At 67.5% G+C, this 16,416-nt stretch carries 16 protein-coding genes and 1 other RNA gene; 5 read left to right on the forward strand and 12 right to left on the reverse strand.

Annotated elements, in window-relative coordinates; all coding sequences use genetic code 11:
- The 4 genes from DB31_RS43165 to DB31_RS43180 all read right to left on the reverse strand — a co-directional run bounded on the left by DB31_RS43165 (position 1) and on the right by DB31_RS43180 (position 4,312).
- Positions 1-630: a hypothetical protein gene (locus tag DB31_RS43165; RefSeq protein ID WP_044199558.1), complete on the reverse strand. Its 630-nt coding sequence runs from the start codon at positions 628-630 to the stop codon at positions 1-3.
- Positions 631-792: 162 nt separating this feature from the next.
- Positions 793-2,340 (reverse strand): serine/threonine-protein kinase, encoded by a 1,548-nt coding sequence (locus DB31_RS43170; RefSeq protein WP_169787170.1) that lies wholly within the window; start codon positions 2,338-2,340, stop codon positions 793-795.
- A 385-nt stretch (positions 2,341-2,725) separates the two neighbouring features.
- The gene (locus DB31_RS43175) at positions 2,726-3,682 is read right to left on the reverse strand and encodes a phosphoribosylaminoimidazolesuccinocarboxamide synthase (protein ID WP_044199561.1); all 957 of its coding nucleotides are present in this window, start codon (positions 3,680-3,682) and stop codon (positions 2,726-2,728) included.
- A 42-nt stretch (positions 3,683-3,724) separates the two neighbouring features.
- The gene (locus DB31_RS43180) at positions 3,725-4,312 is read right to left on the reverse strand and encodes a hypothetical protein (protein ID WP_044199565.1); all 588 of its coding nucleotides are present in this window, start codon (positions 4,310-4,312) and stop codon (positions 3,725-3,727) included.
- A gap of 52 nt (positions 4,313-4,364) precedes the next feature.
- Between DB31_RS43180 and DB31_RS43185 the strand changes: the two genes are divergently transcribed.
- Complete coding sequence (locus DB31_RS43185; protein WP_044199567.1) at positions 4,365-5,099, forward strand: RNA methyltransferase; 735 nt, start codon at positions 4,365-4,367, stop codon at positions 5,097-5,099.
- Between the two features lie 50 nt (positions 5,100-5,149).
- On the opposite strand, the gene DB31_RS43190 is transcribed toward DB31_RS43185, so the two are convergent.
- The 3 genes from DB31_RS43190 to DB31_RS43200 all read right to left on the reverse strand — a co-directional run bounded on the left by DB31_RS43190 (position 5,150) and on the right by DB31_RS43200 (position 7,217).
- Positions 5,150-5,428 carry a hypothetical protein gene (locus DB31_RS43190; protein ID WP_044199570.1) on the reverse strand — a complete coding sequence of 93 codons (279 nt, stop codon included), beginning with the start codon at positions 5,426-5,428 and terminating at the stop codon, positions 5,150-5,152.
- A 163-nt stretch (positions 5,429-5,591) separates the two neighbouring features.
- Positions 5,592-6,824 carry a S1C family serine protease gene (locus DB31_RS43195; RefSeq protein ID WP_044199572.1) on the reverse strand — a complete coding sequence of 411 codons (1,233 nt, stop codon included), beginning with the start codon at positions 6,822-6,824 and terminating at the stop codon, positions 5,592-5,594.
- Between the two features lie 90 nt (positions 6,825-6,914).
- Positions 6,915-7,217, reverse strand: coding sequence for a hypothetical protein (locus tag DB31_RS43200; RefSeq protein ID WP_044199575.1), 303 nt, complete (start codon positions 7,215-7,217; stop codon positions 6,915-6,917).
- A gap of 79 nt (positions 7,218-7,296) precedes the next feature.
- Between DB31_RS43200 and DB31_RS43205 the strand changes: the two genes are divergently transcribed.
- Positions 7,297-8,364: a CFI-box-CTERM domain-containing protein gene (locus tag DB31_RS43205; protein WP_240487270.1), complete on the forward strand. Its 1,068-nt coding sequence runs from the start codon at positions 7,297-7,299 to the stop codon at positions 8,362-8,364.
- Positions 8,361-8,966 (forward strand): TlpA family protein disulfide reductase, encoded by a 606-nt coding sequence (locus DB31_RS43210; RefSeq protein WP_420806754.1) that lies wholly within the window; start codon positions 8,361-8,363, stop codon positions 8,964-8,966. The genes DB31_RS43205 and DB31_RS43210 overlap by 4 nt, the downstream gene beginning before the upstream one ends.
- A gap of 6 nt (positions 8,967-8,972) precedes the next feature.
- Here the strand turns inward: DB31_RS43210 and DB31_RS43215 are convergent, their stop codons facing one another.
- From DB31_RS43215 to DB31_RS43225, 3 genes are all read right to left on the reverse strand, one after another.
- Entirely contained in the window at positions 8,973-10,793 is a 1,821-nt protein-coding gene (locus DB31_RS43215) for an OmpA family protein (protein ID WP_169787171.1), read from the reverse strand.
- Positions 10,794-11,005: 212 nt separating this feature from the next.
- Entirely contained in the window at positions 11,006-12,631 is a 1,626-nt protein-coding gene (locus DB31_RS43220) for a M16 family metallopeptidase (protein WP_044199579.1), read from the reverse strand.
- Entirely contained in the window at positions 12,631-13,977 is a 1,347-nt protein-coding gene (locus tag DB31_RS43225) for a M16 family metallopeptidase (RefSeq protein WP_044199582.1), read from the reverse strand. Before DB31_RS43225 ends, DB31_RS43220 begins: the two co-directional genes overlap by 1 nt.
- A gap of 187 nt (positions 13,978-14,164) precedes the next feature.
- Between DB31_RS43225 and ssrA the strand changes: the two genes are divergently transcribed.
- Positions 14,165-14,526: a transfer-messenger RNA gene (ssrA, locus tag DB31_RS46150) on the forward strand.
- 179 nt (positions 14,527-14,705) lie between these two features.
- Here ssrA and DB31_RS43230 read toward each other — a convergent pair.
- Complete coding sequence (locus DB31_RS43230; protein ID WP_044199585.1) at positions 14,706-15,278, reverse strand: hypothetical protein; 573 nt, start codon at positions 15,276-15,278, stop codon at positions 14,706-14,708.
- Between the two features lie 257 nt (positions 15,279-15,535).
- On the opposite strand from DB31_RS43230, the gene DB31_RS49465 reads away from it, so the two are divergent.
- Positions 15,536-15,661 carry an SDR family oxidoreductase gene (locus tag DB31_RS49465; RefSeq protein WP_338034362.1) on the forward strand — a complete coding sequence of 42 codons (126 nt, stop codon included), beginning with the start codon at positions 15,536-15,538 and terminating at the stop codon, positions 15,659-15,661.
- Between the two features lie 31 nt (positions 15,662-15,692).
- Here the strand turns inward: DB31_RS49465 and DB31_RS43235 are convergent.
- The coding region (locus DB31_RS43235) for a hypothetical protein (protein ID WP_205628665.1) at positions 15,693-16,416 on the reverse strand (724 nt) is incomplete at its 5' end.

Here is a 16,416-nt window from a genome sequence, read left to right on the forward strand (position 1 = left end):
TCAGCTGACGTCGAGGTGCCACGCCCGCTGGCTGTCCATGGCGCAGGCGGCCTGGACGGCGTCGGCCATCAGGGCCGCGCTCTGTCCGGGCCATAGTGCCCCGAGCTCATACGGTACGCCCGCGAGCTGGCTCACCAGCCCCGTGCTCCGGAAGATGCCGCCGGGCAGCCGGGCCATGAGGGCGGTGTTGGCGATGCCCACGCTCACCGGGTAGCGCCGGCGGTGGGCGTGGAGCAGGCACCCGGCTAGCAGCAGCAGGGCCAACTGTTTGCCCCGGTACGGTTTCTCCACGTAGCCCCAGTCCATCTCCACCAGGTCCTCGCGCCGCAGATCGAAGCACCCCGTCAGCGTGGGCAGGTCCAGCCGCTGCCACACGTCCGGGATCAGCCGCTCGAAGATGAAGGGTTCGCTGGAGGCGTGCACCAGGCCAATCATCCCCACGGCCTGCCGGGTGGCCCCCTCCAGGGCCTCCACGAGCATGAACTCGCTGCGCGAGGAGTCCGCCTCGAGCGCTCCCTTCGGCGCGTTCAGCTCCTCCACGAACTGTCCCCGCAGGCGGTGGACTGCCGCGCTGTCGGCCGGAGTCGCCCGTCGAAAGAGGTACTGGGTCACGGTGCCTCTGTGGATCACGGAAAGGCATTCCTGAAGCAAGAGTCAGGCCAGGAAGGCTTCCCTCGGAGGCAGGCGTCCTGGAGGTGTGTCCAAGGGCCGCTGACATGTCAGCGCCGTGTCAGCTGTCATGTCAGCGCGCGGCTCAGCGGCCCAGGTCGAGGGCGATGCCCGCCTGGGCTGTCACCGCGAACCGGTGGTGGGCGTCATTCGCGAAGGGGGCGGCGGCTGGAGCTGACGGGTGTAGGGCAGGATGCCTCCCGGAGGGATGACGATCCGATCCGGGTGTGTCGGGAGCCCAGGGCTGCGCAGCTCGAGCTCATGCTCTCCGGCAGACAGGGTGTAGCGGTGGAGGGGCGGCACCCGGCCCAGCATCTTTCCGTCCACCCAGACGTCCGCCCAGGCGCCTTTGATCGAGATGTGCAGGATCCCCGTGGCCGCTGGGGACTCCTCGGCGAGCGCGGGCTCACTCGGTGAGGGACGGGGAAGGGCCTCGGTCAGGGCCTCGGTCTGAGCGGCAGATGAAGGGCTCGCGGGCGGCGGTGAGGCCATGGAGGGCTGCGCGGAGGCGATGGCCGGCCCCAGGGAGCGCTCAGGTTCCCAGCGCAGGCCGCCCATGAGTCCGCCTCCTCCCGCGAGGAGCACCAGCACAGCGCTCGTGGCAGCACCTCGGTGCCAGCGCGCGCGGCTCACCTCGGGTGGTGCGAGCGGCACGGCTGGGAAGGGCTGCCCGTAGGGCGTGAAGGGCGAGGGCGGCCTGGAGGACGCGGGCTCCCGCGGCGTCTGTTGCTGGGTCGGCTCCTCCATGAAGGCGAAGGCGGGGCTGTACTTCGCCTGGAACAGGGGAGAGAGGGCGGCGGGCTTTCCGGTGCTCTCATCCGTGGGGAGCAGTGCTCTCAGCTCGGTGGCGACCTCACTGGCCGTGGCCGGACGCGCCTGGGGCTCCTTGGCGAGCAGCCGGAGGATCAGCGCATCCAGCCGCGCCGGCAGCTCCACGTAGAACGAGGGCCGGGGCGGAGGGCTCTTCAGGTGGTGGGCCACCATCTCCAGGTTCGAGCGCCCCGCGAAGAGCCGCCGCCGGGTGAGCATCTCGAAGGCGATGACGCCCACGGCGTACAGGTCGGTCCTCGGCCCCACCGCCTCGTTCAGCGCCTGCTCCGGGGCCATGTAGTTCGGAGTGCCGACGATGATCTCCGAGCGCGAGGCCAGGCCGTCGGGCGTGGTGCGCTTGGCCAACCCGAAATCGAGCAGCTTGATGTAGCGGGAGCCATCCTGCTCCCGGACGATGAAGATGTTGCTGGGCTTGAGGTCGCGGTGGATGACGCCCTGGGCGTGCGCGGCCGACAGCGCATCGAGCACCTCGCCGAGCAGCTGGATGGCCTCGGCGGGCGGCAGTGGGGCGTGCTCCGCCATGAACTCGCTGAGCGGCTGTCCCTCCAGGTACTCCATCACCAGGTACTGGCCGATGCCCGGCTGCTGGCCGAAGCCAAACACGTCGATGATGCCCCGGTGCTGGATGGCACTGGCCGCGCGGGCCTCGCTCAGCAGGTTGCGCGCGTAGGGGCTGCGGGCGTGCTCCTCGCGCAGCAGCTTGATCGCCACCTTCCGGTTGAGGCTGACGTGCTCTGCCTCGTAGACGACACCCATTCCGCCCCGGCCGATGCACCGCTTCACCCGGTACTCGCCGAGCTGTTGACCCACCAATGCGTTCTCGTCTCCGGTGGTCGGCACTTCCGGAGCGGCTTCCAGAGAAGCCGTGGGAACGCCGTGCGCCGGACAGGCCGATTCTCCTGGAGGAAAACCGCGGCCGCAGACCGAGCAGAGGTGTGGAGTACTCAACGTCATGCGGAAGGGGCCTTGCACCATGGGTCGTATCACAGGTGCACAGTCGGCGTGTCCAAGGGCTCCTGCCCACCTGTTCTTTGAAGGGGAGCAGGGACACTGGATCCCTTACGGCGCGTCCTGAAGTCTCAGGCTTTGAGAAAGCCAGGGTGGGGAGACGCGTCTTGGCGCTTCTTCTCCGGAGTGATGCCCGCCAGGAAGTCCTCGACGTTGGCCACGGTCTTCTTCGTCTTGAGTTCCGCCACGGCGGGCTCCCTCGTTTGCGAGTTCGGGTTTACAGGTACCCGGCGGCCCGGAGGTTCTTTTCGATGCGCGCGTGCACGTCGCCCGGCTCCAGCTTCAGCTCCGTGCCCGTAATCCGCTCGTAGGCCGTGAGGTACTTCGTCGCCAGATCCACCCGCACTTCATCGGGAATCACCGGCGGCGTGCCGTGGCCCTGGAAGTTCCGCTCGCGGATCAGCCACTGGCGGATGTTCTCCTTGTCCAGCATCCGCTGGTCCTCGCCCTTCGTGAACCGCGCCTCGTACTCGTCCGCTACCCAGTACCGGCTCGAGTCTGGCGTGTGGATCTCGTCGATGACGTACAAGTCATCGCCCACCTTGCCGAACTCGTACTTCGTATCCACCAGGATCAACCCGCGTGTGCGCGCCCACTTCTGGCCCTCGGCGAACAGCGCCTTCGCCGCCTCCGTCAGACGAGCCCAGTCCCTCGGGCTCGCCAGGCCGCGCGACAGGATCTCCGCCTCGGAGATCGGCTCGTCATGCTGGCCGTACTGCGCCTTCGTCGACGGAGTGATGATGGGCTCCGGGAACACCTCGTCCTTGCGAAGCCCGGCGGGGAAGGGCAGCCCGTAGGCCGTGTGCGTGCCCTTCTGGTAGTCGCGCCACAGGCTCCCCGTGAGGTACCCGCGCACCACCATCTCGATGGCGAATGGCTCGCACGCCCGCGCCACCGTCACGTTCGGATCCGGCACGTCCAGAATGTGGTTGGGCACCACGTGCTTCGTGCGCTCGAACCAGAACGTCGCCAGCCGGTTGAGGATCTCGCCCTTGAAGGGGATCGTCGTCAGCACGTGATCAAACGCGGACAGCCGATCCGAGGTGACCAGGATGAGCCGGTCCTTCTGGCGGTACGTGTCGCGGACCTTGCCCTGGTAGTGCGTGCCCAGCGTCGGCAGGTTCACCTGCCGGAGGGTATGCGAAAGCTGCGCGTGGAGAGCGGACGTGTTCACGAGGCGCCTCGGCCTCCGCGGAGGTGCGGAGCGGCGCGGACTCTACTGGACGTTCGCGGAGGTGGAAGCGAGACCTGAGGCCGCTGCCAGATACAGGAAAGCCGGGTTGATGCGCAGGATGCCGTCCACGTATGCCACCGCGTACGGTGCACCCGACACCCGGTCCACCTGCACCGGGCCCGTCTGCTGGATGCCCCAGTGGGTCAGCAGCGTGCGCGCCACCAGCTCGGAGGACTCGCGCTCGGACAGCCCCTGCAGGCTGTCACGGCGCTCCTCAGGCCAGTGCTCACCCGTGCGCCCGTCGAACGTCAGCTGCAGCACTCCGCCCGCATCGGGCGCCTGCAGCAGGTCCATCCGCGCGTCGAAGCCCGGGGCCGCCACCAGCTCGCCGTGGTGGCTGATGGGGAAGAGCACCAGCGCCTGGGCGGCCTGGCCCTCCTCCTGCTCGGACAGCCGCGCCAGCTCGCGGAACAGCTCCTGCCGCGTGGAGGCCGGCTCGAACTCGAGTGCCTCCGGAGCGCTGGTGAGCGCCTGCCGCGCCGTCAGCGACGAGCGCATGGGAGTACCCGTCCCGCCACAGGCGGTCAGGACGACGACAGAGAGCAGCAGGCCAGGGACCCAGCGACGCATCGGCCTGGAATATACCGATCACCGCCCCATGCAGCTAGATAAACTCGGGGGCATGGGCCTGGCTGAACAGCTCACGGTCGTCCTTCATCAGACGCGTTCCCCAGAGAACCTCGGCGCGGTGGCCCGCGTCATGGCCAACTTCGGCTTCTCCCGTCTCATCTTGTCCGACCCCGTCACCTACTCCTTTCGAGGGGCGGAGCGGCTCGCCGTCAAAGGAGAGACGGTGCTGGACCGCATGGCTGTGGCCCGCGATCTGCCCGAGGCCCTCACCGACTGCGTGTACGCGATTGGCACCACCTCTCGCACCCAGCTCAAGGGACGGACGTATCTCACCCCGGAGGAGGCGGTGGGACGGCTGGCGCAGGAGAGCGCACGGGGGAGGGTGGCGCTGGTGCTCGGGGGCGAGCAGCGGGGCTTGTCCGACGAGGAGCTGGCTCACTGTGCCGAGGTGCTCGTCATCCCCACCAGCGATGTGCAGCCCTCGATGAACCTGGCGCAGGCGGCCGGGGTGCTCCTCTATCTGTGCGGCCGGGAGGGCGCGACGAACCCGGTGCCTCCGGCTCTCGAGCCGGGCGCGCGCATCGGTACGCTGAACGCGCTGAGCCAGCGGATGCGCGAGGCGATGCTCACGGCGCAGTTCCTCAACCCGCAGGCGCCGGAGCACGTGCTGCACGAGCTGGAGCTGACGTTGTCACGGGCGCGGCTCACCCAGCGCGAGGCGGAGCTGTGGCTCACGGCCTTCAAGCACCTGGAGCGAGCGGTGAAGCGGGGCGCCCCCACTCCTTAAGATCAGAGGATCCGAGGGGGAGGCGCCCGGTGAGGCGAGGCGAGACGGGGCTAGGCCGCCGCCGCGCCCTCCTTCTTGTAGGTCTCGGCGTAGTGCTTCTCGCACAGACCGCCCTTGAGGACCTTGGCGCGGCAGTCCGCCTTGGAGCAGGTGCGGTAGCGCGAGTGGGGCAGCTCGCCCTGGCGCCAGTGCTTGTAGTGGAAGAAGCAGTAGCTCTTGGCGCGGTAGGGGCGCTTGCAGCCCGCCACGGAGCACGCCTTCTTGCCGCCGGCCTTGGCCACTCGCGGCCACTTCTTCAGCGTCTTCGTCTTCTTGGCTTCCTCGGCCATGGGGTTCCTCTCTCTGGTGCGAAACGGTCCCGAGCGTCACCACAAAGGGCCCACCCGGACACGAAAAAGGCGCACTGTGTAGCGCCCGCGCGAGGGGAACGCAAGCTGAGCGGCGACCGAGGAGGCAGCCCCGGCCCCCGGCCGTCAGGGAGACGGGATGGCGTCAGGGGCCCAACAGGGGCTCGCCCGGCCGCACGGAGGGGGCGGGCCCCTCGTCCTCCAGGTCCTCTTCCGTCAGCACCGGCTGGAGCCGCGAGGAGGAGGTCTTGCGAGGGGACGGGCGCCGGGCCGCCACGGTGGTGGCGGGCTTCGCCTCGGGAGGAGGCTCCTCCAGCGTCACCCGGACCTTCAGCGGCTGCTGTCCCCGGCGCACCTGGAGCACCACGCTCTTGCCCACCCCCCGAGCGGCCAGCTGCCAGCTCAGCTTGGAGGCCTTCTCCACGCGCTCGGTATCCATGCTCACGATGACGTCCCCCGGGCGCAGGCCCGCGCGGCCCGCCGGGCTCCCCTCGGACACGGCCCAGACCACCACACCGTGGTTCTTGGGAGACATCCCCAGCTCCGAGGCCACCTGCGGCGACAAGTCTCGCACGTCGAAGCCCAGCCAGCCCCGGCGCACCTCGCCGTAGGTCTTCAGCTGCGGGAGGATCGCCTTGGCGATGTCGATGGGCACCGCGAACCCGATGCCCTGGCCCGCCACGTTCACCGCGTTGGCGATGGCCACCACGTCCCCGTTCAGATCCAGCACCGGCCCGCCCGAGTTGCCCGGGTTGATGGAGGCGTCCGTCTGAATGTAGTCGTAGTCGCCTGGGCGCCCGTTGGGCGTCACGTCCGTACGGCCCTTGTAGCTGACCACGCCCACGGTGACGGAGTGCTCCAGCCCGAACGGGCTGCCAATCACGACGATCCAGTCCGCCACCTCCACCCGGGAGGCCGACGCGAGCTTCAGCGCGGGCAGCTTCCGGCCCGCCTCGACTTTCAGGAGCGCGCAGTCGGTGCGCAGGTCCTGGCCCACCACCCGGGCCTCGTACGTCTCGGGATAGCCGCGCGGAGAGTCCACGGAGATCGTCACGTTGCCGGCGCCCTCCACCACATGGGCGCTCGTCAGGATGTAGCCGTCCGGATGGATGATGAAGCCGGAGCCGATGCCCTTCTGCGGCTCCTCGCCGCTGGCCTCAGGCTCGGTGCTGTCCGGCAGGGTGGTGATGGAGACCACCGAGGGCATTGCCGCGCGCGCCACCTTGCTCAGGTTGGAGCGCTGCTCACGTACCTCGTGGTTGCGAGCCTCGAGCCACACGCGGCCGCTGCCTTCCCCGGCCGCATGTCCCACTCCCGCCACCACCAGCGTGCACGCTACGAGCAGCAGCCGCACGCCACCTCTCCGCACCCTTGCCATGGACCGCCTCCACACCCCTCCACCACGTCCCGAACGTAAGGAGGGGCGGAAAGAACCGGAAGCGGGACCGAAGGGGCCCTGGGAAACCGTTTACTTCTTCTGGGCAATGATGCGGTTCACTGCTTCACGGTCCTCGGCGGTGATGCGCTCGCGCGGGGCGCCCTCGCCCTTCTTGCCCACCGCGTCCTTGGCCTCGTCCAGCGCGTCCTCCAGCCCATCCTTCACCCGGTCCATGCTGTCCCTCATCCGGTCCACCTGCGAGGGGCGCACGTTCCGCTTCCACGCTCGCTGCATGTGATCCAAAGGAGTGCGGCCGTCGATCTGCCCGGTCGCCAGGAAGATGCCCACCCCCACCGCGCACGCTGTCCACACCAGGAACTTCAGCACGCCCATGTGTTTCAACCTCCTACCCTTTCTTACATCTAAAAAGGGGAGGCGGCCAGTTTCTGGGTCACTGCTAATGTGCGCGGCCTTGCAGCCCGAAGAACTCTTTCAGGCCGCCCAGGCGCGGGCGGCGCAGATGGACGTGCGGCGCCAGGGAATGGCGGCGGCGTTGGAGCGCCTGAGGGCGGATGCCTCGGCGCTGTTCGCGCGCATTCCAGAGCCGCCCTTGTACAAACGCGCGGATGATCCGGCGCAGAAGGCGGCCGAGGCCCTGCTTCCCGAGGCGGAGAAGGTGCTGGCCATGGCGTTCGCCGTCACCTCCGAGCCCGAGGCTCCGGCCGCGGCCCATGGCATTCGTGCGGCGGTGCAGGCGCACGCGGAGGCGCTCTGCCACACGGTGAGTGGGCGGCTGACGGAGGCGGAGACGTCCTGGCGCAAGGCGCTGGAGCTGGAGCGTGCGGCGCACCCCACGCGCAGCCTGATGTCGGCGCCTCCGGCTCCGCCGCCGGTGTTCAACAAGGCGACGGGGCAGTCCCGGTACGATCCGCGCGAGGCGCCGCACGCCAAGGTGAAGCTGGTGTGCCCCAACACGGGGTGCAAGCGCATCGGGGACTACGATTTCACGCCGAGCCACGCGTACCACCGCTACGTGTGCCCAGCGTGCAACACGCCCTTCATGGCGTACTTCGGCGAGCTGCGCTCGCTGGAGGTGGAGGCGCTGAGCAGCTCCAACCGCTACCACTTCACGGTGGACGAGCTGGGCGGGAGCAGCGCGCGCATCGACTTCGAGGAGGCCAGCGGCGCCGAGTTCCCCGCGGCGCGGAAAGACTTGCTGGCCTTCCTCTATACGGAGGCGCGCGAGCTGAAGGTGGTGGTGAACGCCACCAACGGGAAGCTGATGTGGATCAGCCCGGCGGCCTCGTGCTTCCTGGCGACGGCGGCGTTCGGTGAGGGTGCGCCGGAGCTGGTGGCCTTCCGGGCGTTCCGGGACGAGGTGCTGCGGCGCCATGGGCTCGGCCGGGCGTTCATCCGTGGTTACTATCGTCATGGCCCGGGGCTGGCGGAGTGGGTGGTGCGCCACCCGAGGGTGAGGACAGGGGTGCGCGGGGTGTTGACGCTCGTGCATCGAGGCTTGAAGAGGAGTGGACACACGTGACTGAGCCGGTGACGAACCCTCCGCCCGCAGGTGCTCCTCCTCCTCCCACTCCGCCACCGGCCCCTTCCACGGGCGAGAAGGCGTCGAAAGCGCTGCTGATCCTGACGGCGGTGTTCGGGCTCGCGGGAGTGCTGTACCTGGGGATCATGGAGGCGCAGCGGAGCAAGCTGGCGCCGGAGGGTTCGGTGCCCTCGTTCGTGATGGAGCGCTACGGCGGCGGCAAGCTGGCCATGAGCGATCTGCGCGGCAAGGTGGTGATGCTCGACTTCTGGGCCACGTGGTGCCCGCCGTGCCAGGAGGAGATGCCCTCGCTGGTGAAGCTGGCCAAGGAGTTCGAGCCCCAGGGGCTCGCGTTCGTCGCGGCGAGCCGGGATGACGACGACGTGAAGGAAGAACTGGTGCGCCAGTTCTTGGGGCGCATGCCGGAGCTGGAGCCCTACGTGGTCTACGCCAACGACGAGGTGGCCATGGCCTTCCGTATCGAGGCGCTGCCCACGCTCTACTTCCTGAACCGCGAGGGCAAGGTCATCGACGCCGTTCGCGGGATGATGTCCGAGCCCCAACTGCGCCGGCGCATCGAGAAAGCGCTGAAGGAGCAGTAGGACGTCTTACTTCTTCGGCGCTGGCGCCGGACTGCCCGTGGACTTGGGGGCGGTGGGGCCCGGCGTCGGTCCCGGAGCCGTGGGGCCCGGCGTCGGCCCGGAGGCCGGAGTCGCCGGGGCCGTGGTCCCGGGAACCGTGGGGGGAGGCACGGTGGGGACAGGCACTTCACGCGGAGGCGTCTCCACCTCGTCCTTCACCAGACGGAACTCGACGCGGCGGTTCTTCGCGCGGCCGAGCGGCGTGGCGTTCGTGGTGATGGGCCGGTCGAAGCCGAAGCCCTGCGAGCGCAGGCGCTTGCGGTTGATGCCCTTGGCCACCAGGTAGTCCAACACCGCCTTGGCGCGACGATCCGACAGGCTGAGGTTGAGGGCGCGTGCACCCACGTTGTCGGTGTGACCTTCGATAAGCACGGGGCCGAGCTCGGGATTGCGCGCGAGCACCGAGGCCACCTCATCGAGCAGCTTGAACGACTGCTTGCGGATGTTCGCCTTACCGGTCTCGAAGAGGATGTTGCCCTTGATGCGGATGCGGTCGGACTCGACGACCACGTAGGGGGGCGCGTCGTAGGGGCAGCCGTTGTTCTCCGGCGGGCCGAACATGTCCGGGCACTCGTCCTCGTTGTCGGGCACCTCGTCGCCGTCGGTGTCCGGGCAGCCGTCGTATTCCTTGGGGCCCGCTTTCTTCGGGCACGCATCCAGGTGGTCCGGGATGCCGTCGCCGTCCGTGTCGGTGTCCGCTGGGCAGCCCTTGAGCTCCTTGGGCCCTGCCTTGTCGGGGCAGCCGTCCTCGCCGTCCACGATGCCGTCGCCGTCGTTGTCCGGATCGATGCAGCCGTCGTCATCCTCGTGGCCGTCGCGATCCTCCTTCTCGGTGGGGCACTTGTCGCGCGCGTCGGGGACTCCATCGCCATCCGAGTCGACGAAGGTCTCCTCGTAGCGCAGAGCGACCATGACGCGGAACGCCTCGCGCCCGTAGCCACCGTGCAGGCCGATGCCGCGGCCCACGTTCAGCTCCAGGCCCCAGGGGCCATGAATGTGCGTGCGCGCGCCCACCAGCAGCTCCCACGGAGTCTTGAGCGAGTCGGCCTGGCTGAAGGTGAAGGGCGAGGATGCGGGCGTGGACAGATGCATCTCCGCCACCGCCTGGATACCGCTCAGGCGGGCCACGTTCGGTAGATCCACCACCGCACCGGCGCCGAGCGTGAACTCATCGTCCACGTAGAGGTTGAGGTACTGGGCGTGGCGCCGGAAGCGCCAGCCTACGTTGCCCAGCAGGCGCACCGGACCGAAGGAGCGCTCCACCGCGAGCCTCGGGGCCACGAGCACCCCGCGCTCGCCGAGGAAGCTGAAGCCATCGCCGGTGGGCAGCCGGACCTCGCCCACGAAGCCCAGGCCCACGGGGAATTGAGCAGGATCCAACAGCGTCACGCGCGGCAGCAGGCGCAGATCTCCCAATCCGAGCCGGTTCACGCTCGCCGCGCCCGGGAAGTCGGGGGCGGCCAGGGCGTCGCGCAGCAGTTGGAACCGGTCGCCCTGGATCACCGTGAACGGGAGGTCCACGCCCAGCTCCACGCGGGGATGCACCTGGTAGGCGAACAGCGCGTGGGCATCGAGCCGGTAGGGGAGCAGAGATCCCAGCTGCTCCTCGCCCAGCTTGAGCGAGAGGATGCTCAGGTTGAGATCCAGCAGCAGCGAGGCACGGAGGCTGCCCACGGGCGCCGCCCGGGCTCCCTCGAGCGCAATGCCGCTGTCCTGCGCCGCGGTGGCCTTCACAGGAACCGCGTCGAAGCTCCGGCTGAAAGGATCGTGATCAGCCCTCGCGGTCATCCCTACTGCCAGGACGCACAAGAGCGTGAGCCGGAGCGACACTAGACCTCGCATGGTGCCGCTTATAGCTCCCGTGTTGAGGGGACGAAAAAAAATACGTTGGAATGCAAATTTTCCAGGCAATTTATGAGAGGACGGAGAGTCCTGCTGAAGCATGGAGGCCCCGGGCTGGCTCACGCCGGCGCCGGGGCCTTCGCTCTGGGGCACTGCCGCTACTTCTCCATAAAGGAACTGGCGGAGAAGACCTCGATGGTCTCGGGCTTCAAGGGCAGCGGTTGCTGGATGATGGCCTTGTCCACCTCGAGCAGCTCCGGCGGCTTGGCGGACGCGTAAGAGAGCGGCGCCGCCGTGGGCGCCTTGAGCGCGTTGACGAGCGCCGGAGCGTCCTGGGTGACGAAGGCGAAGCTGAGCGCGTCTGGGCGCAGGCGGCGGCGCACGGCCTCATGGACGGACTCGGGCGTCATGTCCCCGAGCGCCTTGCGGTACTGCTCCAGGAAGTTCGGCGTGCCGTAGAAGAGCGAGTCGATGGCGTAGCCGAGGCGCCGCTGATCCGTCTGTTCCCAGAGCCGCGTGTAGCTCATCAGGAAGCCGCGGATGAGCTCGAACTGCTCGCGCGAGATGCCCTGCTGCACGAGCTGGTCGAGGTAGTAGACGGCTCCGTGGGTGGCGAACGACGCATTGGCGGGAACCACCGGGCGGATCCACAGGCTGATGTCCTGCTGCGTGCGCGCAATGTTGGTGCGGGCGTAGGTGGTGCCGGGCTGTTCGGTGAAGTGCTCGGCGTAGGCGTAGTCGCCGTAGTTGAGGCCGCGGCGCTCGCGCAGTTCGTTGAAGAGCACACCGTGGAATTGGCGGTGCTCGCCCAGGTACGAGAGCGCGAAGGCCACCGGGAAGAAGTCCGGATCGCCCCGGCGCAGTGGCGTTGCGTAGCCCATGGAGATGGCGGTGGAGAGCGTGGGCTTCTGGATGATGACGGCGCGGCCCGGCTGCACGGGCACCGGCGGCAGCTCCACGCGCGGCGCCCCCGTGGCGGGCAGGGCGGACAGGCGCGAGGTGATGGACTGCTTCAGCTTGTCGTCCACCGGCCCGGCCAGGCCGATGACGATCCGGTCCTGCGTGAAGACGCGGCGGGCATGGGCCTTCACGTCATCGAGCGTGAGGCCCTGGAGCCCCTGCACGGTGCCTCCGACGAAGTGAGCGTAAGGGTGACCGCGGAACAGGAGTGCATCGAGCGCCACCTGGCCGAGCTGCTCATCGTTCTCGCTGCGCAAGCGGTTGCGGACGGTGTTGATGGCGTCGGTGCGCAAGCGCTCGAACTCGTTCGGGTCGTAGCGCGGCTCGAGCAGTACGTCGGTGAAGATCTCCAGGAAGCGCGGCAGGAAGTCCTTGTGGACGCGACCGGAGAAGGTGGTGAACTCCTTGTCCGGGTACACGTCCAGCGTGGCGGCCATGGGGAAGAGGGCCTCCAGCAGTTGGGCGGAGCTGAGCTTCCTCGTACCGCCCTCTGCGAGCACGTTGGCGGTGAGCGCGGTGAGGCCCTCCTTGCCGGCCGGGTCATCCACCGAGCCCGCGCGGAACACGAGCCGGAAGCTGACGATGGGGTTCTCCGGGCTGGCCAGGACGACGAGCTGCATGGGCGCGGGCTGCTTCAGCGGCGTGGCCGGAACCGGCGAGAGCGGGGCTGCTGGCGCGAGAGCAGGGGCCTTGGCTGCCGGTGCGGAGGCCTGGGGCTGAGCCGGGGCCTGCTCGGGCGTGGGCGTGGGCTGAGGCGAGCTGGCGCAGGCGGCGAGCCACAGCGAGGAGACAACGGCGGCGAGGTTTCGGGTGAAGGCGTTCATTACGGCTTCCCTCCGGCGGCGGGCGTGAGGGTGAGGACGGTGAGGTTGTTGTCGGCGAAGTAGCGCCTGGCAAAGGAGACGAGCTGCTCGGGCTGCACCTTGGAGATGTTCTGGAGGTGGCGGGCGAGTCCATCCGGCGTGCCGAAGATCCCGGCACACCAGGCGAGCTGCAGGCCCACGTCATTGGGCGCCTCCAGGTCCATGAGGAGGCCGTAGCGGATGTTGCTCTGGATGGCCCTCACGCGAGCCGTGTCCACCTTGCCCGAGGCCAGCTCGCGCACGGCGCGGGTGAAGGCGTCGTTCACGGAGGCGCGGTTCTGCTCGTCCTTTAGCGTGGCGGTGAGGGTGAAGAGGGACGGATCGCGACGGGGATAGCTGTCGCTGCTGATGGACTCCACCCATTGTTTCTCCAGCACGAGCTCCTTGAAGAGCGGGCTGGTGGGACCGGCGAGGTACGCGGCGAGCACGGCCTGGATGGCTGCGCTGGTCGTGGTGAGCGAGGCCGCGGGCGTGTGCCAGGCGAGCACGTGGCGGGGCAGGGTGCTCGACGGCCAGTCGATGTGCGTGGTGCGCTTCTCCTTCTGGAGGGGCTCCTCGGGGATGGTGACCTGGGCCAGCTTGCGGTCCCACGGGCCGTACTGCTCGCGGATCTGCCGCATGACGGCCGCGTCGTCGAAGTCCCCGACGATGAAGAGCAGGGTGTTGTCCGGGGTGTACCAGCGCTCGAAGAAGGTGCGGCTGTACGCGTAGGCCTCGGGCATGGCCTTGATGTCCTCGTAGAAGCCGAGCGTGGTGTGCCGGTACGGGTGCACCTTGAAGGCGGTGCCCGAGAGCTGTTCCTCCATCTTCAGTTCCGGGAGGGACTCGTTCTTGTGGTACTCGCCGAGCACCGCGAGCGCCTCGGTGCGGAACGAGGGCTCCGCGTACTCGAGGTTCCGGAAGCGGTCGGCCTCCAGCTCGATGAGCGCGTCGAGCCCAGCGGACGGGCCATACGAGTGGTAGACGGTGAAGTCATCGGTGGTGAAGGCGTTGTCGTCGAAGCCGTAGCTGGCGACGATGCGGTCGCGCTCGCCTTCGGGGTGCTTCTTCGTGCCCTTGAACATCATGTGCTCGAAGAAGTGCGCGAAGCCCGTCTTGCCGGGCTCCACCTCGTTGCGCGAGCCCACGCGCACCACGGTGTAGTAGGCGACGAGCCCCGGAGAGCGGAACGGCACGCGCACGACGGTGAGGCCGTTGGGCAGCCGGTCGACCTTGAGCGGGTAGGGGAACGTCTCGGTGCTCGGCTGGGCGGTGGCCGGCAGGGCCGGGGCCAGCAGGAGCAGAAGGAGCGGGAGGAGCCTGTGCATGCGGTGACCTCATGGCCGAGGTGGGTGGGCAACCTCGGCGGTGGGGCCCTATACGGCGGAAGGCCCCCTGGAGGGGAGGCAAGCATGAGCCCATCTGTTGGGGAGTGTGTGCGAGAACCAGCGGATGGGTGGGTCAGGAGGATTGACGTGCCCCCGTCAGCGGTTAACGTAGAAGGGTCGAACGAAAGGGGGCGACCTGGCTTCGACGGGGGCATAGAAGCCCGAGACGCGTGCCGAGCTGTCAGTGACTCGTAAAACCGCTGGCAAAGACACAAAAGCCAACGACAACGTTGAGCTCGCGCTGGCTGCCTAACAACAGTACTTAGCGCGCGGTCCTCCTGCTCTCGGCCCGTGGGGTGGGGTAGGACCGTCATAATGCGGGCTGGCTGCCGAGGGTGCCTGGGCCCGAGGTGGCGAGATCTTTCCAGGACCGGCTCGTAGGATCCCGTCCGTGGGAGCCTGCGGGACGTAGCAAAGCGCGGACTACGCACGTAGGGTCGAAGGGCCGAAGGCTTTCGGACGCGGGTTCGATTCCCGCCGCCTCCACAGAGCAGCAAGAGCTGTAGCAAGGCCCCGGCCGCCATCTGGCGAGCCGGGGTTTTCTTTTTCCCCTGAAGCTGCGAGGGGCAGCCGGTTTACCCTACCTGGCCTGGTTGCGGCCGAAAGATGACGTGGAAACGACCCTCCTCAACCCGCTCTGCGCGGCCTGTTCATCGTGCAATGAGAGCTCACTCACTGACTCGAACAAGCAACTTGTCGAACATCGTGTCGCTGGCGCTGTTCGAAAAATCAAACGTCAGAGCGTCCGTCGTACTGGTATTGCTCTCGATCGTCTTGAATCCGCTGGAGAGGCTGCTTCCCTTGGTCGAGAGGTTGGTGTCGCCGAAGACCGCCGAAACATCTTCCTTCTCCATGAACGTACCTACCTTTGAGTTATTGGCCATGCTGTTCAAGATGTGGCAGCCCAACAGCTTGCCCTCCGAATCGGTGCCTTTCCCAAAGACGATCTGCGCGGCGTTGCCTATCGAGGCTGATTGAATCGAGAATGAATAGTCTGGGCTGAGAGAAGGAAGGTATGCCATTATGATGGCATTGACCGCCTTTGTTTCCTTCGTGCTCAGGAGTGGCCAGGTGAAGGCCTTACTCCCCTTGAGCAGCTGTTTGGCTCCTTCCTGACCGACCTCGGCCAGGATAATGACGTTGATATCGTGTGTGAGCATCACCTTGAACAGCTGTTGTGAGAAACCCACCGCACCTCGCAGGGAGGTGTCGTGGCTGTTCAGGCTCGTAGAGGGCAGCATGCCTCCCTTTGAGCGAAAGACGGTCCCGCCCGCGAAGTTGTGGGTGGCATTGAGAGAGTGATAGTAGATGTTGAGGTCAGGGAGGCCCTCTATCTGCGCGTGGAGAATCAGCCCGTGATGGTCGCTGAAAACGCCGCTGGAGAACCGATTGACGAGGCCGACGAAGCACGTGCTGCCTCCCTAGTTGCTGTGCGTGCACTGGCCGAAGCTCCGGGCGGAGGGTTCGATTCCTGCCGACTCCACCTCACTTCTCGCTCCTGCAGCGGATGATCAAACCAGAGGAGCTCGCCAGCATGGTCGCTTATCTGGCGAGCCCTCTTTCTGCCGCGACGAACGGCGCTGCGCTGCGCGTCGAAGGCGGCCTCATCACCACTGTCAGCTAGAGGAGTCCCTCATGCCAAACGAGGGCTACCATCACGGGATGGTGACCCCCAGGTGTTCCTTATTGCAGACCAGGATGCCGTTATTGTTGGAGACATCCAGGCACTGGGTGTAGTCGGCAATCGTGCTGTCATCGCGCGTCCGGGCGTACGTATTCGCCTGGGTCTTCGGCCCGCGGTCGCCGGGCGCGGACGGCTCGGGGCCGATGCACCTTGCTGTCACAGAGGTGCCCTTGAGCTCCAGGTCGAAGCAACTCAGCTTGTATGAGAAATCCTCGAGCTTCGGCATGCGGACCGTGATCGGGCCGGCCTCGGCGATCTTGGTCAGATCCTTGCGAACCAATTGAACCATGTGCTTGCCCAGCTTCGGCACGAGCAAGAAGCAATTGCCGTATGAGGAAGGAACAGCCGAGGGTTCGGGTTGGCAGCTTGAGAGCTGAGCGCCATTGGAGTCGACCAGGCGCGCGAAGTCACTGGCCTGCGGATTCTTGACGTGTGACCACCCGACCTGCACATGGTAGCTCAGGGCGGCTTCTGACGGTGCTGACAGCTGAGGTGGCAGGGCCGCGTTCGCCGCCATGGCTGCTTGTGATTCTGCGAGTGCCGCATTGTATTTTGCCTGCCGGGCTTGTGCCGCAAGACTGTTCACGTAGGCCTGGAACTCCTCTGCGGTCTTAGGATAGGTGATCGAGACGGGAGAGGGGGTGGGAGCAGGAGAGGGGGTGGGGGGTGGGGGCTGGTCCAGAGGGCCGTGGACC

It is taken from the genome of Hyalangium minutum, from assembly GCF_000737315.1.
In the GTDB taxonomy this organism is placed as follows: Bacteria; Myxococcota; Myxococcia; order Myxococcales; family Myxococcaceae; genus Hyalangium; species Hyalangium minutum.